The sequence below is a fragment of the Collinsella sp. AM43-1 genome (assembly GCF_003467925.1).
In the GTDB taxonomy this organism is placed as follows: domain Bacteria; phylum Actinomycetota; class Coriobacteriia; order Coriobacteriales; family Coriobacteriaceae; genus Collinsella.
On record NZ_QSFR01000004.1, the window covers coordinates 67,428 to 90,038 of the forward strand.

General features: G+C 59.2%; 20 protein-coding genes. 10 read left to right on the forward strand and 10 right to left on the reverse strand.

The window, feature by feature from the left end; translation table 11 throughout:
- Window positions 1–62: 62 nt before the first annotated feature.
- The 6 genes from DW925_RS02685 to DW925_RS02705 all read right to left on the reverse strand — a co-directional run bounded on the left by DW925_RS02685 (window position 63) and on the right by DW925_RS02705 (window position 5,898).
- Window positions 63–722, reverse strand: a complete 660-nt coding sequence (locus DW925_RS02685; RefSeq protein WP_117584193.1) for a DUF5028 domain-containing protein — start codon at window positions 720–722, stop codon at window positions 63–65.
- Window positions 723–727: 5 nt separating this feature from the next.
- Complete coding sequence (locus DW925_RS02690; protein ID WP_231500810.1) at window positions 728–1,339, reverse strand: ATP-binding cassette domain-containing protein; 612 nt, start codon at window positions 1,337–1,339, stop codon at window positions 728–730.
- 29 nt (window positions 1,340–1,368) lie between these two features.
- Window positions 1,369–2,166 (reverse strand): hypothetical protein, encoded by a 798-nt coding sequence (locus tag DW925_RS02695; RefSeq protein ID WP_147326479.1) that lies wholly within the window; start codon window positions 2,164–2,166, stop codon window positions 1,369–1,371.
- A gap of 38 nt (window positions 2,167–2,204) precedes the next feature.
- Window positions 2,205–3,086 (reverse strand): hypothetical protein, encoded by an 882-nt coding sequence (locus DW925_RS02700; RefSeq protein WP_089573265.1) that lies wholly within the window; start codon window positions 3,084–3,086, stop codon window positions 2,205–2,207.
- Between the two features lie 54 nt (window positions 3,087–3,140).
- Window positions 3,141–3,653: a hypothetical protein gene (locus DW925_RS10070; RefSeq protein ID WP_124785772.1), complete on the reverse strand. Its 513-nt coding sequence runs from the start codon at window positions 3,651–3,653 to the stop codon at window positions 3,141–3,143.
- Between the two features lie 109 nt (window positions 3,654–3,762).
- Window positions 3,763–5,898: a LuxR C-terminal-related transcriptional regulator gene (locus tag DW925_RS02705; RefSeq protein WP_158551214.1), complete on the reverse strand. Its 2,136-nt coding sequence runs from the start codon at window positions 5,896–5,898 to the stop codon at window positions 3,763–3,765.
- Between the two features lie 439 nt (window positions 5,899–6,337).
- Between DW925_RS02705 and DW925_RS02710 the strand changes: the two genes are divergently transcribed.
- The 9 genes from DW925_RS02710 (at window position 6,338) to DW925_RS02750 (ending at window position 19,284) form a co-directional block, all read left to right on the forward strand.
- Entirely contained in the window at window positions 6,338–8,191 is a 1,854-nt protein-coding gene (locus tag DW925_RS02710; RefSeq protein WP_117790300.1) for a serine/threonine-protein kinase, read from the forward strand.
- The gene (locus tag DW925_RS02715; RefSeq protein WP_117646407.1) at window positions 8,188–9,198 is read left to right on the forward strand and encodes an FhaA domain-containing protein; all 1,011 of its coding nucleotides are present in this window, start codon (window positions 8,188–8,190) and stop codon (window positions 9,196–9,198) included. The genes DW925_RS02710 and DW925_RS02715 overlap by 4 nt, the downstream gene beginning before the upstream one ends.
- A gap of 6 nt (window positions 9,199–9,204) precedes the next feature.
- Window positions 9,205–9,621, forward strand: a complete 417-nt coding sequence (locus tag DW925_RS02720; RefSeq protein ID WP_006235180.1) for an FHA domain-containing protein — start codon at window positions 9,205–9,207, stop codon at window positions 9,619–9,621.
- On the forward strand, window positions 9,618–11,552 hold the full coding sequence (locus DW925_RS02725) for a Stp1/IreP family PP2C-type Ser/Thr phosphatase (protein WP_117790301.1): 1,935 nt from the start codon (window positions 9,618–9,620) through the stop codon (window positions 11,550–11,552). Before DW925_RS02720 ends, DW925_RS02725 begins: the two co-directional genes overlap by 4 nt.
- A gap of 16 nt (window positions 11,553–11,568) precedes the next feature.
- Entirely contained in the window at window positions 11,569–14,439 is a 2,871-nt protein-coding gene (locus DW925_RS02730) for an FtsW/RodA/SpoVE family cell cycle protein (RefSeq protein WP_117790302.1), read from the forward strand.
- A 132-nt stretch (window positions 14,440–14,571) separates the two neighbouring features.
- A complete protein-coding gene (gene pknB, locus DW925_RS02735) occupies window positions 14,572–16,533 on the forward strand; it encodes a Stk1 family PASTA domain-containing Ser/Thr kinase (protein ID WP_117716161.1) in 1,962 nt (653 codons plus the stop codon).
- A gap of 643 nt (window positions 16,534–17,176) precedes the next feature.
- On the forward strand, window positions 17,177–18,424 hold the full coding sequence (locus tag DW925_RS02740; RefSeq protein ID WP_117640701.1) for a tyrosine-type recombinase/integrase: 1,248 nt from the start codon (window positions 17,177–17,179) through the stop codon (window positions 18,422–18,424).
- A 218-nt stretch (window positions 18,425–18,642) separates the two neighbouring features.
- The gene (locus DW925_RS02745; protein WP_117640700.1) at window positions 18,643–18,888 is read left to right on the forward strand and encodes a hypothetical protein; all 246 of its coding nucleotides are present in this window, start codon (window positions 18,643–18,645) and stop codon (window positions 18,886–18,888) included.
- Between the two features lie 9 nt (window positions 18,889–18,897).
- Window positions 18,898–19,284 (forward strand): hypothetical protein, encoded by a 387-nt coding sequence (locus DW925_RS02750; protein ID WP_117640699.1) that lies wholly within the window; start codon window positions 18,898–18,900, stop codon window positions 19,282–19,284.
- Between the two features lie 200 nt (window positions 19,285–19,484).
- On the opposite strand, the gene DW925_RS02755 is transcribed toward DW925_RS02750, so the two are convergent.
- A complete protein-coding gene (locus DW925_RS02755) occupies window positions 19,485–19,697 on the reverse strand; it encodes a hypothetical protein (RefSeq protein WP_117640698.1) in 213 nt (70 codons plus the stop codon).
- A 196-nt stretch (window positions 19,698–19,893) separates the two neighbouring features.
- Here DW925_RS02755 and DW925_RS02760 point away from each other — a divergent pair, with 196 nt between their 5' ends.
- Window positions 19,894–20,463: a hypothetical protein gene (locus DW925_RS02760; RefSeq protein ID WP_117790303.1), complete on the forward strand. Its 570-nt coding sequence runs from the start codon at window positions 19,894–19,896 to the stop codon at window positions 20,461–20,463.
- A 42-nt stretch (window positions 20,464–20,505) separates the two neighbouring features.
- Here the strand turns inward: DW925_RS02760 and DW925_RS02765 are convergent, their stop codons facing one another.
- From DW925_RS02765 to DW925_RS02775, 3 genes are read right to left on the reverse strand one after another with little or no spacing between them, the layout of a single operon-like run.
- Entirely contained in the window at window positions 20,506–21,243 is a 738-nt protein-coding gene (locus DW925_RS02765; protein ID WP_117790304.1) for a metallophosphoesterase, read from the reverse strand.
- Window positions 21,243–21,968, reverse strand: a complete 726-nt coding sequence (locus DW925_RS02770) for a metallophosphoesterase family protein (RefSeq protein WP_117790305.1) — start codon at window positions 21,966–21,968, stop codon at window positions 21,243–21,245. The genes DW925_RS02765 and DW925_RS02770 overlap by 1 nt, the downstream gene beginning before the upstream one ends.
- On the reverse strand, window positions 21,965–22,603 hold the full coding sequence (locus DW925_RS02775) for a metallophosphoesterase (protein WP_117790306.1): 639 nt from the start codon (window positions 22,601–22,603) through the stop codon (window positions 21,965–21,967). The genes DW925_RS02770 and DW925_RS02775 overlap by 4 nt, the downstream gene beginning before the upstream one ends.
- Window positions 22,604–22,611: the final 8 nt, after the last annotated feature.

Here is a 22,611-nt window from a genome sequence, read left to right on the forward strand (position 1 = left end):
GCCGGGGCGCCTGGAATCGGGCGCGCGTACCGCCAATGGACCCGTTTTGCCTTGCTCTCGAGCTATTTCACTTCAAACCTTAAGAGCCTCCGCTCCGGCAGATCGGTCATCTTCATCGTGTAAGTCCCGGGAAATGCTTTCTCAAAACGGACGGTCTCGTAACCTTCGAAATAGTCGTTGGTGTTCTGCATCATAAATGGGACGAGCAACTCGTTTTCTGCCCCAACCTCCACGGCAAACGCAGCAGAGCCGCCAAGGACCGGCATGGCTTGCGTTATCAGATCGGTATTGACTACAAAATCATAGTTTGGCGCAGACTCCGGAACCAGATGCCAAACATACGCTTTGATTCCACCGTCGATATTATCCCTATTTCTGACACGCATCTTTACGGCGATAACGCACGTGATGTCGGCATCCTTCAGTCTCGTTTTCGTATCCACGGTGCCATATTTTGAATAATCGTCATGTGCTCGTTTGAGATACTCGCGCGGCGTGAGCAACTCTGCCCCGTCTATGCAAAACGAATACCCATCAGTCACCACATCCTTCGACCCCAGAAACGCTCCATCCATCGAGAGCCATTCGCCCTCCGCGTAATATTTCTCAGGAATGACCGTCCGGTTCCCGTTAACGACGCTCACCCTCATGCCCGCAAGGCCGGCAGCAGCACAGCAAAAAAGCGCGAGCGCCGATCTTCTCGTCCACAGGGTCTTCTTCATCGCGCTCACGACCTTTCCCGAACTTTCACAACGGCACCGTCGCGCATGCAGTAAACCCGATCGGCCAGTTCCTCGAGCACCTCTCCGTCATGGCTGGACAGAAGGACCTCACGACCCGTTGATGCCGCCATCGCCACAACGCGCTTGAGCATTTCAACGCCCGCTTCGTCGAGGGCATTCGTTGGCTCATCGAGAACAAGCAGCTTCGGCTTCTCCATAATTGCCGCAGCTATCCCCAGACGCTGCTTCATCCCAAGCGAGTATGCTCGGAACTTCTTTTTTTCGTCTGCATCGAGCCCCACGAGCCGCAGGGCAGAGCGAATGTCCTCGGGGGTGGCAACGCCCTTGATCTGAGCGATGAGCTTCAGATTGTCGTAGCCAGACAGATATCCCAAAAAGGAAGGCGCCTCGATCAACATCCCCAGACTCGGCGGGAACGAGATGTCCGCCCCAAGCCTTTGGCCATCGATAGAGATTTCGCCTTCGGTAGGCTTGATCAACCCGCAAACCGCTCGCATGAGCATGGTCTTACCCGAACCGTTTATCCCCTGAAGCCCGACCACAGTCCCAGGGTCAACCTCGATGGACACGTTGCGCAGGACATCGTTTTTACCCATGCGCTTCGATACGCCCCTTACGATCACACTCATATCTTGTCCCCCTTTTCTATAAGGTCGGCCCTTCGAAACCACAGTCCACCCAACGATAGGCATAACGACATAAGCCCAATTGATGACAAGACACTCGAGCCCGCCGCGATTCCCTCTTTGACAATTCCACCCCAGCGCAACAGCATCAAGGCGTTACCCAATAGCGCCCAATGTCGTGCATATGCCGAGCAGATCAGGTAGCTCATTAAAACCACAAACGAGACTGACGACCCAAGCACAAACCCAACCGCTGCCTGCGCAAACGCAAGCGCCTCAAAAGCAAATAAGAGACCTATGAAAAACGGCAGCGCATCTGCCTCGGCAGCTTTGAGAAACCACGGCGCCAAATTAGCCAGTTGAAGCGACTCACCATGAATGACCGCGCTGAACGAGGAGCTCACCACCAAGCTCCAAATCACAACAGAGCAAACCACCACGAGCAGTGAAAATGCCGTTACTGCCGCCACCAAGATAAAACGCGAGACCCACCAAAGGGTTCTTGCCCGGCATCGAACAAGCGCTTGCAAACCAAACCCGTGCAACGATTCGGTCGGATAGTCGAGTGTTGTATAGAGAATAAGCAGAATGAGAAATAGCCATCCTAGCGGAGGCACAAACATGACCCCGGGCCTAGGCTCAAACGGAGCAGATCCGGCAAACACGAGCGCAAGATTATCCGCAAACCCCAAGGTATCCGTTCTAACCCCATACACAGAAGACAATCCGTAGGCGTACACCAAGTTCGCAACGGTCACTGCCGCAATTGCAATAAAAGTGATGATGTTCTTCTTCAAAACGGTCCTCAGGTCCGCGGCGACCAGCCTAAACAGCATCAGACCACCTCGCGTCTTTTCCACGCCCCAGAAAAAGCCAACGAAGCAAGGGTCAATAATATGATTTCCGCAAAACCGGCTCGAATGTCTGGCCAGTTATTCAGCGATTCCGACCTGATGCTGTTGAGGATATTGCAGTTAAACCCCACACAAGCCATTACGCCGAAGATCCAGCCATTTGCAAAATGCCACGCAACCATTAGCAGATACGGGACAATTATCGCTTTGATTCTGCTACGAAACAAAATTGAGAAGCCAGTTACAGCCATGGATAAAGTCCCGAGCGTGACAGCATCGAACAGCGTGTATGCGAGCACATATGACAAAGGATGCGAATAAAATAGACCGGAGAAGTAGCTATGCAGGTAAAGTCCTACGTAAGTCGACTCATCGACCCGAGGAAGATACGCAGGAAAAAGCATCGAGACGATCAGGAAATTGACGAGCAGAGGAATGGCAGTCACTGTAAACGCGGAGAGGAAAGCAGACAGCATCTTTACGTTCACGTACGCCTTTCTGGAAACGCGCGTGCATATCTGCATGTCATAACCACTCAAACGCTCAAAGAGACACGACCAAGATCCAGCCAACATTGCAAGCAGGGGCAGTGCATAGAAAAACACCGACGCAGACAGTGGCGCGTTCGCGCTCACAACAATCCAGTTACCGAAGCTGCTTTCACGTGTTTGACCGAGATAATTTTCGGCTTGCACGCCAACGCCGTAACCAAAAGAAAGAAGGTTGTGGCGCTCTTTTTCCAAATTTGCCCACGGCTCCAGCGCGGCAGCTATTGCAACTGCGACCGCAATCAAGAGAGCAAGGATAAAAGCTGGACGTCTAATCGTTTTCGACAGTTCGTATCTTGCGAGCTTTTGGTTCATACGTCCTCCTTCCCCTTCCGACCCAGAAAGCCGGAAGGGAGCCATTTCAAACAACTATGCGGGAAGCTTGTGGAAATGCCCGACGCAGTCGGGGCTCCATACGCCAATAACAGTGCCGTAGCCAGACTCCGCCCATGCAGTCAGTCGCGCCGCAGATCGCCCGTTCTCACGGACGAGGTTATACATTTCCCACTGTCCCTTGTGATTCGAACGATACGTTCCCTGAGTACAATTCATGCTGCCGCTACCGCTTGTGTTATACGCACCGTCTGTATATAACCGAAGCGGATTTCCCGTATGGCCCTGGATATCCAGATAGAGCGATGAGGAATCATCCTTTTGACGGTAGCCAGTTGCACTCGTCCCGGCACATTGAAAACTAAATGCCTTATCGGCATTGTTCGTACAGGTCGTAATTCCCGTATCGGCGTTTTGAGTAATGCTGGAAACCTGAGAGGTGTCAAACTCCTCTTGTGCAAACGATGCAGCGGGAACCCCTAGGGACAGACCAGCTGCGATCACCAAGCCGACTCCGATTCGAGCAATAGCGCTCCTTGGCTTAATCATGGCCTTCTCCAATCAAAAGCGGTTAACAATGCGTCGACGCACGGCAACCTTCGCATGAATAGAGAAAGATGTCTGTAAACACCCGCTATTGAGTTGATTGCTCAGGCGTTTACACGTTATTTACCTGCGATAACAATAAAATTAGCTCCGCCTTATTCTTGATCTTCAACTGGCGGTAAGATGCAGACCGCAGCGCTTGCACCGTAGATGCAGCGTAACCGACATCCTCCGCAATGGCCTTTGTCGTTGCCCCCTCTGCCGTCATCAGCAAAATTTGCGACTGAACATCAGAAAGGGAGCGCGACGTAAGCAGGGCCAGCTGGCGCACGCGGGCCGTTTCGGTGGACCCGTTCGCCCGGTACTCCAAGACGGCCTTCTCGTCCTCAACCGAGCGGGCGAGCGCGATGTGCGTAACGAACATGGGCACAGACCAGCAAACAATCACCGTTGCCACGACGACATTGACAGCCGAACTTTGCCCCAACAACGACGCGAGGAACAACGGCTCGAAAACCGTCAGATCCTGCACCATATTGAGCAAGACAGCCCAAACAGGAGCCGTCGCCCCGAAGCAAAGCATCCATATCCCAAGCATTTTGCGCTGCGGACAGCTTCGCATCACTATATATGTGAGCAGCACCCCCGTCAGCACCGCAAGTCCATGGATTCGCCCCCTAGCGACCGCATAGATTAAGGCAACCATGCCCATTGACACCAACGGCACGATAGCCCGAGCATGGGCATGCACCTTAAACGGACGCAGCCCAACAGCGAGCGAAGCCGTAGACGCCACGCCGCAAAACAGGACCGGCACAGCCATCAACGGAACGCGTATGCACATCAATGCCGCGATATAGATAAAAGACCATTCCACAGCAGATAGCACCGCCCATACGTACGGGCTTCCGAGCCAAATCGCTTCACCCGCTCTATCCAGCGCAGCGCCACGATTCGCTTTTCCACCCGCGTAGCGTAGCGACAGAAGCAGTCCGAGACCCAATGCGTAGCTTAAGAGGGAAAAGGCGACAGCCCGCGAAACACCGGACCCCCAATCGCTATCCGCCATTACCAAGGGCCCCGCCGCAAGGAGGATAAAGAATAATGTGAGCAGGTATCGAAACAGCCGGCGCGTTCGAGCTGATGCCACTATATCGTCAGCATGCCGCTGCGGTAGCTCATGCCCTACAGTATCGCCCTCACCCGCAAACAGCGCCACGAGCTCGCGTGAGCCCGCAACCGACGCCTTCCCGTATGCTCGGTGAAGCGTTGTTCTCACCGTCGATGGCTTCGTATCCGTCTCCTTGGCAATTTCCGCCGGCGTTTTCCCTTTGAGCAGCAGTCGAACAAACTGCTCTTCTCTAGGCGACAGGGCAGGGGAAAACACCCCCGCATCGAATGTGTCGGACGCACAGGCGATATCCGAATTGTTGTCCCGTTTCCCCCTTAGCAACATGCATACGAAGGCAGCAGCGATAACGGACCCCATCGCCAGCAATGCAATGACCACGGCATCGCTTGCGAAGTATGCCGCCTCAACAGCCGGAATAAGACCAATAGGAACTGCTACGAGCACAGAACAGGCAAACACGTCGCGCCGCCCATGGCCAAAGGCACGAGGGCGGCAAAACGGCGGGGCCACAGTCAATGCGAGATAGACCAACGGAATTAAAAGCGCAAGGCCAATTGACGCGGCCGTTACAGGGGGCATCCCCCATGGCTCGGGAACGACTCTCCATGAAACTCGACAGCAAAACAGCAGGCAAGACATGACGGCTATTGTTTCTGTAAAAATCGCGTCCTGCGGGTGACGAGTTTCCCTTTCGTCAGTCCGTGTCGACCTCTGCGTCAAAGGAGAGTCCGCCGTGCCCCAAATAACATATGAGAGAAGCAGCGACCCAACAAAGCACGAGACACACGAAACGCCATGTAACAACCAAATCGGTGCAAACACGATTGGAATAGAGTCTCCGCGAGCATAGAAAGCCAGGTCGGCCCATTCGGGAACCGTTGCAATAACACCAAGGAAAACACCGATGGCACCGAGATGCCTCGGCCTTCTCATTCCCCCCTTGCATAGCGCAGCACCATGAACAAACGCCGCGAGGCATGCGCCCAGGATAACGAGCCAGGTCATTGCACCTGACGCTAGGCCGATTGAAGATGAAAACCGGTGATAAGGGGTGACCGCCATTACGACAAGCGCAATGGCGCAGGCAAATGTAGCAGAACGGCGGGAAAAGAGCATACGGCCTCCATAGCGTGTCATTATATCGCTCGAGCCGCTCGTTTATCTCTGTTCTCACACCAGCCAGCATCAATGATTCAGGCGAACTCCAATCCGCGCCAGATCACGGTCCGGCTTTTGTTCGCAGTCCCCACATCAAAGCGGGATGCGGTTTCCTTTTGGACGCCGGTTCGGAAAGCGCATCCCGTTCCAGGGCAATATTCTGGGATGCAGTTTCCGCAGCCCACCCCATTTGGAAAGCGCATCCCATAATTTGGCTGAAAACTGAGATGCGCTTTCCAAACGAGCCGAAACGGGCCGAATCGATCGGGCCACCTCGCATCCCGCTATCCTCGCCATCTGCCCGAGCGTGCTACACTAGCAGCATCTATGCCACCGCGAACGGCTCGGCCCCGCGCCCGCCGCTCGCAAACGAACTTTAAACGCACGAGGGTTGGCCATGCCGCTTTTCTCGCAACATACCGCCCGGTTCTCGCCGGACGTTCCTTTGGAGGGCACCAGCTCTCGCGAGCTGCTCAAGCGGTACCAGCCGCTCGAGACACTTGCGACCGGCGGTTTTGGCTCCATCGAGATCTGCCGCGACACGCACCTGCGCCGCCGCGTCGCCATTAAACGCATCCCCCTTATCAACGGTGCCGGCATGCCCGCTAGCGACATCATGGATGTCCTGCGCGAGGCGCACACTGCCGCCATGCTTCAACATCCCAACATCGTGCAGGTTATCGACTTTACGCACGACACAGCCTATGCCTACCTGGTTATGGAATATGTCGATGGCATGTCGCTGGCCGAGTTTTTGCACCGCGCGGACGGCCACTCACTTACCTTTGACGAGGCCGCGGCCATTGCCGATGCCCTGGGCCAGGCGCTCACCTTCGCCCACAGTAATGGCGTACTCCACCTGGACATTAAGCCCGCCAACGTGCTCATCGACCACTCGGGCAATGTAAAGCTCACCGACTTTGGCATGGCGCGGCTGTCGTCCGCCGGTGGCTTTGGCGGCTCACGCGGCGGCACCATCGGCTACATGCCGCCCGAGCAGCTCGATATCGAGACCGGCACGGTCGACGAGCGCGCCGATGTCTTTGCCCTCGCCTGCGTGATCTACGAGGGCCTGTGCGGCAGCGCCCCCTTTATGGCCGCCACGCCCGGCGACTCGCTCGGCCGCATCATCGGCGGTGCCACCTACCCCAGCGAGCTCATCCCGCACTTTCCCCCGGGAGCTGAGGCTGCGCTCATGAGCGCCCTCTCCCCCATGCCGCAAGACCGCCCCAACAGCATCGAGGCATTTTGCGACCAGCTGCTCGCCGGCTTGGGCAGTGTGCGCGAGGGCCGACGCAGCCTGGAGCAAATGGTTGGCGAGCTTTCGGATGACGAGCAGGAGCTCGACGATATCGAGCCGTCGTACTACGAGGACGACGCCATCGAGGTCGACCCCGCGCTCGGCTGGGCGGGCACGCGCTGGAGCCATGCGCGCGACTACACCATGCACGCTATCTCGGCGCTAGCGTGCGGCACCTTTAGCTTTTTGCTGATGCAAACAGCCGGGGTCGCGGCGCTTCCCGGCCTGGTCATTGCGGCTATCGCGATCGGAGCGGCGGCTGGCCTGGCCCCCCAGATCGGCTCGGCCATCTCGGCTGTGGGCTTTTTGATGCTCATGGCCAACGCCACCATGCAGGCGCAGGGCATCCTGTCGATGTTGCCCGTCGCGGTGGTCTTTGCCGCTGCCATGTCCGGTTGGTGGATCGCCTGGGGTCGCACCGAGGCTGCCGCGAGCGCCGCGCTCACCTGTGCACTCGCGCTTGGCTGTCTGACTGGCAATACCTTCCTGGCAGCTGGGGTCGCCGCCGGCGTCGCGTCATTTTGGCTCGGCCCGGCAAGCGCCGCCGCGGCAACGGGCATGGGCGTGCTTTTTGCCCGTCTGGCGACGGTCGCGCTTTCAGCCGGAGGCGTGCTGGGGCTCGGTAACGTTGCCGCAGCGCTGGAAGACCCGCTCCTTTGGGCTGCCTTTGTGCTGGTCGCGACAACTGCCGCAGCGTCATCTGCGCTGCTCAATGCCCATGCCAAGCGTGCCGACCAGGGCTCAAACCTTGCCGCAATCGCCGCCATCGCCGTCACCGGCATCGGCTGCGCAGCGGCATCCTGTCTTGCACACCATATGGAAATTGCCAGCCTTGCAGCCGCGGTCGCCGCCAAGGCGGCAGTTGCGGGAACCCTATCCTCTATAATCGTTGGGATATGCCTATATTTGCTCGGATACCAAAGAACCTATACGGAGAGTGATCTTTCGTGAACTTCCTGAACATCTTCGAGGACCACGTGGCCGGCATCTTCGGTGCCACCCGTGCCCCGTTCTCCTTTAAGAAGCTTGCCAAGCAGGCCGCTCGCGACATGGAGGATCAGACTCTAGTGATCAACGGCGTCAACACCGCGCCGGCGCTCTATACCATTCTGATCGCCGCCGATGACGATCCCATGCTCGCCCCGTTCTACCCCGAGCTTTCGCGCGAGGTCCGCGAGTTTGTGAAAGCGCAGGCCGAAAAGCGCCGCTACGTCTTTGTCGGTGAGCCCCTCGTTCGTTTTATGATCGACCCGCAGCTGCGCGCCGGCAAGTTCTCGGTCTTTGCCGAGAACGTCGATGCCCCCACGCTCGGCCGTCTGTACGAGGAAGAGCGTGCCTACCAGAATGGCCTGGGCCAAAACAACTCCGCGGCAAGCCGTGCCGCCAGCGCCCCGCGCGCCGGCCAGCAGCAGTTTGCTGCCCCGCAGCAGCAGCGCCCCGCCGCCATGCCCCAGCAGCAGCCGACGCCTCGTGCCGCCGCTCCCGACCCGCTTGCCGTAGCAGATCCCTTCGCGCCTAGCGTCCCCGACCCCGTCGCTCCTATCCCGGTGCCGCAGACCGTCTCGCGCGACGCGCTTGCCGGCATGGGCGGAGCCGCCGCGACCGGTGCCGCCGTGGGCCTAGGCGCCGCAGCCGGCATCGCCTCCAACATGGCAAGCACTCGCGCCCCGCAGCGCCCGCTCGCCCAGCTCGTCGACGTCGTGAGCGGCGAGAGCCATAGCATCACCTCCGCACAGGTAACCATCGGTCGCGAGCGCTCAGTTTCCGACATTGCCCTGCGCGACCCCAACGTGTCGCGCCGCCACGCCCAGCTCACCTTTACGGGCTCGGATTGGTCGATCGAGGACCTCAATTCCACCAACGGCACGCTCGTCAACAACCGCCGCATTACGCGCTGCCCGCTGCGCAACGGCGATCTGCTGACGTTTGGCCTGAGTACCTTTGAATTTAGGGGATAGTCGCTTATGAACATCGATATCGTCCTTTTTGCAGGCCGCATCGTCTTGGTCGCCCTGCTCTATATCTTCCTGTTCGCCGTCATGAAGACCGGCGTGGGACTCGTGCGCGGGCAGCGCCGCGACTCGGCTATCTGGACGATCGATGTGGACAAGGGCCCGCGCGGTATCCGCGGCATCCACGTAGACATGCTCGGCCCCGTCATCGTCGGTCGCTCGCCATCTTCGGACATCTGCATCAACGAACCGTTCGTCTCGGCCTCGCATGCGCGCTTTTCGCTGCAGGGCCCGGCGCTCATCATCGAGGACCTCAACTCGCTTAACGGCACGCTCGTCAACGGCCGCCAGCTCGTGGAGCCCGCGACGCTGCGTGAGGGCGACGAAGTCCAGATTGGCGACGTGGTCATGAAGGTGAACCGTCGATGATCGACGAGGAGAACAAGTCCGCAACTATGACCGAGGCACCGGCCGCCGCCACAGCTGCGCCGGCCCACGCCGCTCCGGCGGGCTCCGCGCCCGTGGAGCCCGAGGACACCGTGTTCTCCCTGCCTCTTTCGCATGTAACGCATGATATTTCGGATCTCGCCGATAACGAGGACGAAGAGGATGCCGTAGCGGCGCCCATCGGCGCACATGCTGCGGAACAGCCCACAGCGCCCGAAGCAACCCCGGCGCCGGCTCACTTTGCAGAGCCCGTCGCCGCGGCAATCAACGAAAGCGCTGCGGTGTTTGCGGCACCCGAACCCGCCGCGCCGGCGTTTCCCATAGCCCCGGCATCCGAGGTTGCGCCCGCGTCTACGCCGGCGCCCGAGGCGGGGCCATCCCCCGAGGACGGCCCTGCACCCAAGGCCCCGCAGCCTGCGCCCGCAAGCGAGTCCGATACCGTGGCCGAGCCCGCCGCCCAGTCGCAAAGCACGCCCGCGCCGTCGCACTTTGCGACACCCGAGCCTATAGACGTCAGCCCGCAAGACGACGAGTCGACCGCCCGCGCGCCCGAGGAGCCCGGCTCCCCGGACACCGGCGATTCCGAATCAAACGCCGAGACCGACACCGTCTCTCCCGGTGACACAGCCGAGATCGACGTTGCCGCCGTGGAGGCCAAGCTTAAGGACCCCGGCTCGACCATGAGCTTTGAGCCCCTGACCGAGGAGCGCATCGAGACCGACTCGACCTATGATGCCGGCACCACCACGCAACTCATGTGGGGCGCCCGCTCTGACGTTGGCTGCGTACGCCCGCACAATGAGGATTCCTACCTGGTGCAGTCGCCGCTCTTTTGCGTATGCGACGGCATGGGCGGTCACGCCGCCGGCGAGGTAGCCTCTTCCATTGCCGTCGAGACTATTGCCAAGACGGCCCCGCAGTCCGCCGACGCAGCACGCCTGGCCGCAGCCGTCGAGGCAGCCAACGCCGCCGTAATCGAGGCGGCCCTGAACGGCCTGGGCAAGCCCGGCATGGGCTGCACAGCCACTTGCGCCTATATCGAAAACGACACGCTCGCCATCGCCCACGTGGGTGACTCTCGCGCCTACCTGCTCCACGAGGGCACGCTCATCCGCGTGACCCGCGACCACTCCTACGTGGAGGAGCTCGTGGACGCCGGTGAGATTACGGCAGACGAGGCTCGCGTCCACCCAAACCGCTCGGTCATCACCCGTGCGCTGGGCTCGGACCCCGCCATGTATGCCGACCACTTCACTCTGCATATCGAGGAAGGCGACCGCCTGATCCTGTGCTCCGACGGCCTTTCGAGCATGATTCCCGATAGCGATATCGAGAACATCGCCACGCAGTCCTCAACCGCGCAAATCTGCGTCGACAACCTAGTGGACGCGGCGCTTGCCGCCGGCGGCCACGACAACGTGACCGTAGTAGTCGTTGACCTGGTTGACGATGGCGTTATGCGCGAGGCGCAACGCGTGCGTCGCCGCAACGTCACCATCGGCGTCGTCTTAGGTCTCGTCTTGGTGCTGGCGGCTGCCATCTGGGCCTACACGGGTGTCACCGGCTCGTACTACCTGGGTACCTACCAGGGCAATGTCGCCGTCTGGCGCGGCCTGCCCGGCAAGCCGCTCGGACTCAAGCTCCACTGGCTCGAAAGCGAAACCAGTATCAAGCTGTCCGACCTGCCCGAAGACACGCAAAACCGCCTCAAGGCGGGCATTCCGCAAACAAGTGTCGACGATGCGCAGGACACGATATCCAAGTACCGCCACCAGATCGACGAGGAGCAGACCCGCCAGGTGATCGACGCGCAAACGATTCGCGACAACACCGACCAGGGATCGACCTCCGAATCAGATTCCGAGAAAACCGCCGAACAGTCCGCCGAGGCCGAAGCCTCCGATAAGAATTAGAAAGGGAGTGCCGCTTATGAGTCGCCGCAACACCGAACTGCTCTTGCTCATCGCCTCGGCGTTCCCCGTCATCTTGCTGTATGCGATGTACGTCCTCACCGCGGGCGCCGTTATCTCCTTTGAGACGCTCGCCGTACCGATCGGCCTCTTTGCCGCCTTCGCCGCGGCGCATATCGCCGTGCGCATCTTGGCGCCTGGCGCCGACCCTGCCATCCTGCCCATCGTATTTATACTTTCGGGCATCGGCATCACGTTCGTGACACGCCTCGCCCCCGCTCTCGCCATCTCACAGCTCATCATCCTGTTTGTCTCGGTGGCCCTGATGGTGGGAACGCTCGCACTGGTCAAAAACCTCGACGTGGTCATGCGCTACAAGTACACCTTTGGCATCATCGGCATCATCCTGCTGATGCTGCCCATCTTTATCGGCACCACGATCTCGGGCTCCAAGCTGTGGATTCGCATCGCGGGCTTTACCATCCAGCCTGGCGAGTTCGCCAAGGTCTTTATCGTGCTGTTCCTGGCCGGGTACCTGGCCGAGAACCGCGAGCTGCTCTCCATCTCCAACCGCAAGATCTTAGGTCTTAAGATCCCTCGCCTGCGACTGCTGCTGCCGCTGTTTGCCGTGTGGGGTGTGTGCCTGCTCGTCGTCGTCTTCGAACGCGACCTGGGTTCGGCCGTGCTGTTCTACACCATCTTCTTGCTGATGCTCTACGTTGCCACGGGACGCTTTTCGTATGTCGTTATCGGCCTTGCGCTCTTAGCCGTTGGAGCCGTGGGCGCCTACAAGTTCCTGTCTCACGTTCAGGTACGTTTCCAGGTTTGGGTCGATCCTTTTAAGGACGCCCAGGGCCAGGGCTACCAGATCGTCCAATCGCTCTTCTCGCTTGCCGATGGCGGTCTGGTCGGTGTTGGCATCGGCAACGGCATGGCCAACAACATCCCCGTCGTCGAGTCCGACTTTATCTTCTCGGCTATCGGCGAGGAGATGGGCCTTTTGGGCGGCGGCGCCGTGCTCATCCTGTTTATGCTCTTTGCCGTGCGTGGCCTCACCACGGCTGCCCGCGCTAAATCCGACCTTGCCGCCTTTAGTGCCACGGGCCTTACGGCCGCCATCAGCTTCCAGGCCTTCTTGATCGTTGGCGGCGTAACCCGCCTGATCCCGCTGACCGGCGTCACCCTGCCCTTTATGAGCCAGGGCGGCTCCTCGCTGCTGGCGAGCTTTATCATCGTCGCGCTCCTGCTGCGCGCCGGTGACGAGGCGACCGGACGCGAGGCCGAGCTTACCGGCACCGGCACCATGGCCGCCATCACCGATGATCAGGTCGCATCTGCCGCCGCCCCGACGGGCACGCGCTTTGCCACCTCGTCTTCCTACGGCAGCGGCAGCCATTCCGTCGGCTCGCGCATGCGCCGTCGCCTGCTCGACACGCCTGAATCCGGTGTGCTCGGCCGCGTTGCGCTCGCCAACCGTCTAACCCGTGCGGTGCTCGCCTTTACGGCGCTGTTCGCCATCCTTATCGGCAACCTCACCTATGTCCAGGTCATTAAGGCCAAGGACTATCAGGACATGCCGACCAACAACCACACCATCGCCCGCTCCAAGTACATCCAGCGCGGCTCCATCATCACGTCCGACGGCGTGACGCTGGCCGAGTCGCTGCAGCAGGAGGACGGCACCTACGTACGCTCCTACCCCAACGGTAACCTGGCAGCGCACGTGGTTGGCTACGTGAGTCAGCAGTATGGCACCACCGCCATCGAGAGCGTCATGAACGACACGCTCACCGGTTCTAAGGACTACTCCAGCTGGAACAACGCCATCGCGTCGCTCGCGGGCCAGACCCAGCCGGGCAACACCGCCAAGCTCACCATCGACTCGCGCATCCAGACGGCGGCCGAGCAGGCACTCAAGGGCTTTAAGGGCGCTGTAGTGGTCATCGACCCGCGTACCGGCGCGGTGCTCGCATGTGCCAGCTCGCCCACCTACGACAACACCAACATCGATGCCCTGCTGCAGACGGGCGGCGGCGAGGACGGCTCCATGTACAATCGCGCCATGGACGCGCTGTACACGCCGGGCTCAACGTTTAAGGTCGTTACGCTTTCCGCGGCACTCGAGACCGGTACCGCCAGCCTTACCAGCACCTACCAGGCGCCCGGCTCCATGGACATCGGCAACGCACCGGTCACCAACTATGCCAACGAGAGCTACGGCACCATCAGCCTGCAGCAGGCCTTTGCCGTGTCCTCCAACGTCGTCTTTGGCCAGGTGGCAAACGAAGTTGGCGCAAACACGCTCGTGCAGTTTGCCAACGCCTTTGGCTACGGCCAAAAGCTCGGCCAGGACCTGACCTCCGCGGCCTCCATCATGGCCGACCCGTCGCTCATGACCGAGTGGGAGACCGCCTGGGCCGGCGCCGGCCAGCCTGTCGGCATGGACCACACGCCCGGCCCGCAGACCACCGTCATGCAAAACGCCGTGATTGCCGCCGCCATCGCTAACAGCGGCGTAGTCATGGACCCGTACTTTGTAGCCCAGGTACTCGCCCCGGACGGAACCGTGGTCAAGACCACGCAGTCCCGCTCGCTGGGTCAGGCCGTCAGCTCCGCCACGGCCGACCAGGTCAAGCAGGCCATGCTTGCCGTCGTCCAGTCCGGCACCGGCACCGATGCCCAAATCCCCGGCGTCAAGGTCGCCGGCAAGACCGGCTCGGCCGAAACCGGCGGCACCAACGTCAACTCGATGTTCGTTGGCTTTGCACCTTACGATTCACCCACGGTCGCTATCTCGGTGGCCTTAGAGGATTACGACAAGCATGACGTCGAGGCCGCCAAGATTGCCGGCATCGTCCTGACCGCGGCGCTCGCCGCACAGGGAGCGTGATGCCCATGATCGAATCGGACACCCGAGGCGCGCCGCGGCCGAAGAGTTAGCGGCAACGCGCCACACGGCCCCAGCGGCCACATCGTAGGTACTACACACATCGTTGAGCGAATAGTTATGTTAGGAGCAGGAATGGAACAGAGGGTCCTCGGGGGAAGATACCTCCTCAAGGATAAGGTGGGGACAGGCGGTATGGCGACCGTCTACCGTGCGCAGGACCAGGTCCTCGACCGCACGGTAGCCGTCAAGATCATGCTGCCGCAGTATGCTGGCGACGCAACCTTCGCCGCACGCTTTAAGCAGGAGGCCCAGGCAGCAGCCGGTCTCTCCTCCCCCTATATCGTGGGCGTCTACGATTGGGGCAAGGACGGCGACACCTATTACATCGTCATGGAGTACCTGCGCGGCACCGACCTTAAGAGCGGCATCAAGAGCCACGGCGCCCTCGACCCCAAGAAGGTCGCCCAGATCGGCTCGCAGATCAGCTCCGCGCTTTCGGTCGCCCACAAGCACGAGATCATCCACCGCGACATTAAGCCGCAGAACATCATGGTGCTGCCAGACGGCAACATCAAGGTGATGGACTTTGGCATCGCGCGCGCCAAGAACAGCCACCTCACGCAAGACAACAACGTGCTGGGAACCGCCCACTACGTCAGCCCCGAGCAGACCCGTGGTCAGGACCTCGGCCCCACCTCGGATATCTACTCGCTGGGCGTCGTGATGTACGAGTGCGCCACCGGCCGCGTTCCCTTTGACGGTGACGACGCTATCTCGGTCGCACTCAAGCAGGTCAACGAGCTGCCTATTCCGCCGAGCCAGATCAACTCCGGTGTCGACGCCGACCTTGAGCGCATCATCCTCAAGTGCATGGAGAAGGACCCGGCAAACCGCTTCCAGACCGCCGACGAGCTGCGTCAGGTGCTCAACAGCTACCTGTCGGGCCGTGCCGTCAACATCTCGGAGCCCACGCGCATCATCGGTGCCCCCGGTGAGCTGGGCGCCACCAAGACTCGCGAGCTTTCCGATCAGACGCGCGCCATGGTGCGTCCCGTCTCGGGCGTGAGCGGCCAGAATACCGCCCGTAGCTCGGTTTCGGGCTCCACCGGCTCCTACGAGGTCGAAAAGCCCAAATCCAACAAGAACAAGATCATCGCCGCCGTGGTGGCAGCCGTTGCCGTCATCGGTATCGTGGTGGCCTTTGCCACAGGACTCTTTGGCGGCGAGCAGGTCACCGTGCCCGATGTGCTAGGCAAGGACCAGCAGACTGCCGTCGAGCAGATCAAGGAAGCCGGCCTCGAGGTCGGCACCATCGACCAAAGCTACAACGACGATGTCGACGAGGGCAAGGTCGCCGAGCAGACGCCCAACGGCAACACCAAGAAGGCCAAGGGCACCAAGGTGAACCTGGTAATCTCCAAGGGCCCCAAGCCCTCCGAGAAGGTCGAGGTTCCCCGGCTGGTCGGCCTGACCAAGGACCAGGCAGAAGCCGCGCTGGCAAGCGTTGGCCTGAAGGGCAACGCCTCCGAGGAGGCCAACGAGGCCGATGAGGGCCAGGTCTTTGAGCAGGGCACCGAAGCCGGTAAGGAAGTCGAGAAGGGCACGACCATCTCGTACAAGGTCTCGAGCGGCCCGGATACCACGTCCGTCCCCGACCTGACCGACATGACCGAGGCCCAGGCGCGCAACGCCCTCGATATGGCAGGCTTTGGCGTCGACGTCAGCTACCAGGAGAACGACTCCGTCACCGAGGGCACCGTCATTAGCTGGAACCCCAGTGGCAAGCAGAAGCCCGGCGCCACGATTACCGTCGTCATTGCCAAGAAGTCCGGCAAGGCCACCGTCCCGGGCAACCTGTACGGCAAGAGCATTTCCGCCGCCGTCACCGCGCTCAACAACGCCGGCTTCTACAACATCGCGTTCTGCGATCAGAACGGCAACCCCGTGAGTGGCAACGAAAACACCACCGTCACGGGCGTCTCCCCCACCGGCAAGCAGTCCACCGACAGCACGATTACGCTGACGGTTGCACTTTCTGGCTCGGGTTCGGGTTCAGGCACGAGCACGGGCGACGATTCCGGTACGACCAACTAGTCGCAACCCAACCGTTCATTACGGCTCTCGCCGCAAACATATTCGCTCACAGGCGCCCGCTTGCTCCCCCAGCAAGCGGGCGCTTCATTTTTGACATGGCATGAACCAGAAGAGCCCGGCACCGTAGCGGTACCGGGCTCGATATTCCTCTGGTGCCCCCGGGCGGATTCGAAAACTCCCCCCGCGGGGAAATAAGTGACGCGGGTGTCGACGGTCCGAATCCGGCCTTTAGACCAGAAGAGCCCGGCACCGTAGTGGTACCGGGCTCGGCAAATCTCTGGTGCCCCCGGGCGGATTCGAAAACTCCCCCCGCGGGGAAATAAGTGACGCGGGTGTCGACGGTCCGAATCCGGCCTTTAGACCAGAAGAGCCCGGCACCGTAGTGGTACCGGGCTCGGCAAATCTCTGGTGCCCCCGGGCGGATTCGAACCGTCGACACCCGCTTTAGGAGATATGATTTAATGCTACCCCCTACTATTCATCAAGCATCATTGAACACCATATAACCGCAGATAAACATAGCAGTTTGTGTCTTTTACCTCCGGTAGCTGCGCCTACGCTTTTACAAACATATTACTAACAGCTTTAGCTAAACTGCACTCAATGAATTGTTGAAAACTATTCAAAGAAACGGAGTGCAAAGATGTCAGAACAGCCACTAATTAGCGGAAGAGGCACGTGTTGGAAAGACAAGAGATCACCTAACACCTATCGCTATTATTTTTCCCTTGGGGTCAAGGACCCTAAGACAGGGCGTTACAAACGATCCCCAACTTATACGGTTCGTTGCAAGACTAAAACAGAAGCTAAGGCTGCAATGCAGGCCAAGCTGGCTGAAATCAACTCATCTGGCACGATCACTAAAACTAAAAAGCCCACTTTGCTTGCGTCCTACTGCTGGGCCTTTCATGAAAATAGGGACACCGAGCTTGCGCCAACGAGCTATGAAAGAGAAGCGTACGATTGCAGGCATATCGAAGACCTATTCGGTGCGTTTCAGACAATTGAGGGGCTAACTCCCGATCTAATCGAAGAAACATATGCCGAAGCTCGTCGTACGGGAAAATACAAACCATCTGAGCTTGTACGAATCAATGCGAAACTGCGCCAGATTCTGTCGAATGCAGTCGCAAAGAGAATAATTGACCGAAACCCCTGCGCTACCGTTCATGTTCGCAGACCACGCAACAAAAGAGAATCACTGACAATCGAGCAAGTAGCTACCCTATGCACACATCTTCAACACATTGAGCTCACCGCCGAAGCTGTTGGTACGCTAGTACTAGTGTATACGGGTATGCGAAAAGGCGAGATGCTGGGCCTCGAATGGCGCGATTGGGACCCTGCCAATAAAACCTTGAAAATTGACAGGCAGTACACCAACGATCATGAACTGAGGGCACCCAAGTCACAAGAAAGCCAACGCAAAATCCCCGTTGGAGAAACCCTGGCCGAACGTCTTCAATCATGGTCAGCCATACAAAAAGAGCTCCTGGCCTCTCTGGGGCTGTCCCAGACTGGCAGCACTCCCATCATTAGCGATATTGCTGTCGAGCAAGGGGTCCCTACTGTCTGTCACATGAAGAACTACATCTTCAACCATTGGTTTCGCGATTTCGCAGTTAGCTGCAATCTTGGAATCTATGAGCCGAATAATTCGACTGGCGGAAAACTATATAAGGGCATCTGCCCGCATCAGCTCAGGCATTGCGTAAGCACTTTTATGCTGGCGAACGGATCGGACGTTAGAAGCGTGCAAGGTATTCTTGGCCACGCGGACCCCAATATCACGCTCAAAACGTATACAAGCCTCGTTCAACAATCAGAAATAAAAGCAGTTAAAGGCTACGAAGACTTCATCAACGCCTATATACAGAGAAGCGAGAAATAGCATGTTTTTCATTCATCGTTTTATTCATAATATTACGGTACTATAATACTATTTCCGCAGGTAGATGCTATATTTGATTGACAACTAATGAGTTTTAATACATGCTAAAGCTGTCAGATGGCTACGCATGTAGTCATAGAAACCGGCCCCCCAAGTGCTTATGAACCTGGTAAGTCTTACAAGCACAGGGAGGGCCCTCATTGAAAGGATAGCTCATCATGGCTACTCCAAAGATTAGCACTCAGGCGTCCACACCGACTTTCCCCACTGGTGCCGCTCAGTGCGATCGGTTGCTCCGCGTTAACGATATCCGCGAACTCACTGGCTGGAGCGAAAACACCGCACGCAAATTCATGCGCGAGTCCGGCAAGCTCATCCAAATCCATCGCTCGAATTACATGTTTGAAAGCTCGTTTTATGAGCTTTTCAAGCAGCTTGAAGGTCGGACCGCCCACCTTGACTAGGTGGTAAACATGAGCGAGCTACCGTCGATTTCCGACAAATTTTCCGATGATGTTACTGAGCAACGAGAGATTAGAAGGAAAATGGATAACGCGAATTATATTTCGGTGCCCGACTGGGCGTGTTGTGCCACCACTGTCGCTGCCGAGCGCCTCATCCTCGGCCTCGTATGGAAGCTTGGAAATCCTTCCAAAAACAAACGAGCCATGGGCTTTTACGCAAAAAGCAAATGGATTGAGGAGCGCTACCACCTAAGTAAGAACACGATCTCCCGGGCCTATACCTCTTTGAAGAATAAGGGGTTTATTCAAAAAGCGGGTGATGGCAGCTGGATGCTTAATTACGCTGCAATCTACCGCGCCGCGATCGAAAACGCTTGGGAGCCCCCGAAATCTTAAGTCCACAGACCGACTATCGACGTGGGCTTCTGTCAAACAACCGAGTTAAAAACCACTGAGCCAGAATCCGCTTCAATAGAAGAGGATTCTGGCTCAAATGATATCCGGCCGTTCGCGCAGCGATGTCCACCGCAATCTGGCAAGAATCGAGGACGGGGAAACCGTCATCGAGGTCGTGAAGGTCGGTAATCGCCAGGCGTCTACAAAAACATGCCGCGGATGTAAAATGAAACAGGGTCGAACCGAAACAGTTCCCGGACAATTGGCGTCCGGCCAGACACTTCGATTCGACCCTTTTTCATGCCCGCATCTAAAACAATCCCATAATCATTCTCGACATCTTTAACGCCATCACTCTCCCGCCACCAACACGTCGTAGGTGCCATTTTCAACGAATCGATATGGCCGTCCATTCATGGTCTTTAAGGCGCGTGATACCATGAAAACGTGCGGTATTTCTCCAACCGAAAACCTGCGTGAATGCATGACTTGAGACGCCTTTTAGAACTCACCGATTGCAGGGCGAACACAAATCAACAGCGGCCGTGCATTGTTCCCAGCCATATGGCATGGCGGAGCCATGCCCGTTGTTGATTGGAGTGCCGCACCATGGCAGACGAGAAGAAAATCAGGGAGATCTACGGCGTGAAGTCCGTCCTCGATGAGGCCGCCGAGCGAATCGAGGCGACGTGGCGGGAGAAGCTGCTGCGCGAGACGGGCGACCTCAGAACCGAGAACGCGTTACTCAGGGCCCAGCTCGACGAATTCAACCGCAAGCTCGTCGAGGCGAGAGACCGGAACGAAAGACTTGAGGCCGACGGCAATGAGCGGGTCGCCTTTATCGAGGAGAAGTTCGAGCTCGACACCGCGAGCATCGAGCTCGAGAACAATGAGCTCCATGCCGCGAGCGTCAGATACCTCGCCGATGCCAGGGAGCTCAGCAGGCAGGTCGTCCAGCTCCACGCCGAGGCTGAGGCCATGTCCGATGAGATCGAGCGTCTGCGCGTCGAGCGTGACGCCGCGTTGAAAGCCCAAGCCGAGCTGAGCGATGCGCTCCTGGCCCAGCGCGACCTGACGGCCGAGGTCGCCGCCCTCAAGGACCGCCTTGCTGTAGCCGAGCAGCGGGCAGCTGTGGCCGAGGCCAAGGTCGAGGTCATGACCCAGATGAAGGGCGAGTAGCCCCGTGCTTCTCCTGTCGGGCTGCTGATTTCTAGAAACCTTCTAGAGCGCTTCTAGAAGGTTCCTAGAACCGGGCGCAGCATCTTCGATCGGCACGATGCCTTGGTAGATAAGGCGATGCTTGGCGTCGCACCATTTGTCACCGTGGTAGTGACCGAAGAACCAGACGCGGTAGCCGAGCCGTCCGTCGAGCTCGCTAAGGAATCGTTGCAGCCGGTCGCCTCGATACTCGCGCCCACGCTCGCGACACAGCCCCTCAGCAATGGCGGCAGGCGCCTCGTGAGTCACAACACAGTCGACCTTCCAGCCCACGCGGTCGAGCGAGGAGCGGCAGTGTTCCGTCTCTTCCTCGCTCGGCATCTCCTCGGGCCACCAGCTCCTCCCCTCCCTGCGATACTGCCTGTCGTTGCTCGCGGCACCGCCCATGGCAAGGACCGTGAGCCCGTCGATATCGAACACCTCTCCACGCATCAGGTGCAGCACGTGCGGTCGCGCCTCATGGACGAGCCCGCCGTTCCACTCCCGCACCGGCAGCCCAGCCAGGGCGTGGTGGTTCTCATGGTTGCCGTCTACGAAACACGTGGTCCAGGGCTTCGACTCGAACCAGTCGAGCCAATACCTCTCAGCATTCGAGCCGTCCCAGACAAAGCCGAAGTCGCCGGCCACGATCACCGCGTCATCGCGCGTCAGGGTCCGGCCCAACGGCCAAGACCTGAAGGCGAACCTGCTGGCCCCGTACTCGGCCCTGCCGTGCACGTCTCCTGTCACATAGACAGCCATCAGTACGCGCCCCACGGCAGGAGTTTGTCCCCGAGCCTCACGATCCGGTCATACAGCGCCGTGTGCCGTTCGTCCGGGTTGCCGTCTCGGTGAAAATGGCCGTAATACCAATGTTTATAGTCCAGGCGGTCCTCAAGCTCGTCGAGGAATTCGGTCAGCCGGTCCACATCAGGGCGTTCCCAGCCTGGGTCCGGGTAGAGCGTCGGCGAGAGCATGCGCGTCGGGCAGGTATGGGTGATGACGCAGTCGACCTTCCAGCCGACCTCGTCGAGCTTTGTCCGCGCGGTATCGAAATCGCGCTCGTCCGGGAGCTCCTGAGGCCACCAGCTGGAATACGGCACGCGGTATTCCCTGTCCACGCTCGTGGCACCGCCCATGGTGAAGACCGTCGATCCGTCGAGCTCGAAGACCTCGCCGCGCGTCAGGCGCCGAATGGGCGAGGTGTCCGACAGGCGCTGCGTCAGCCCGCCATGCCATAACTCCATGGGGCGCTCCGCCCAGTGATCGAAGCGCTCGTGGTTGCCGTCGACGAACAGTACCGTGTAGGAGCGCGACTCCAGCCAGGTGATATCGGCGCATTCCTCGGCAGAGAAATCCCACGGAAAGCCAAAGTCGCCGGCGACGATGAGATAGTCGTCGCCGGTAAGACTGTCGCCAAGCTCCCAGTCGCGGAGCTTTTGCATGTCGAGCCCACCGTGGATGTCGCCCGTCACATAGACTGTCATCGAATCGCCTCTTCCCTCTTGTACGCCGCCAGCTCGCGCTCGACCTGCCTGTCGCCGGTCTCGTTGACCCACCACGGCCATTTCACCCGGCCGCACGGCTCGTCGACTCCGGCGAACCATTTCCTCAGCTCGTCGAGGCTCACCGGGGAGTGCCCGTTGGCATCGCAACCGACGTCGTAGCGCAGAAGGCCCTGCTTGCGGTTGAACTCGTTGTACGCGCCGCCGCTGCTGTGGATGTGCCCGTGGAGGTGCCACGATCCATGGTTCATGCCCTGCCAGTCGGCCATGGGGTAATGGCTCAGGACGATCTTCTGCCCGTCGATCTTGAGCACGCAGATCGGCGGCTCCACGGTGAAGGCGGCCGCGACCGCCGGCTGGGTCCAGTCCTTGTCGTGGTTTCCCGGGACGAGGTGGATGCGCCTGCAGGCAATCCGCTTGCGCAGCCCGTAGGCGTCCTGGGCGGTCATCTTGAATGAGAAATCCCCCAGGATGTAGAGCTCGTCGTCCACGGCAACCTTGCCATTGATGTTGTCGACGATGGCGTCGTTCATCTGCCAAATCGTCTCCCACGGGCGGTCGGTGAACTTCAGCACGTTCTCATGCCCGAAGTGGGTGTCGCTGGTAAACCAGATCATATTTATGT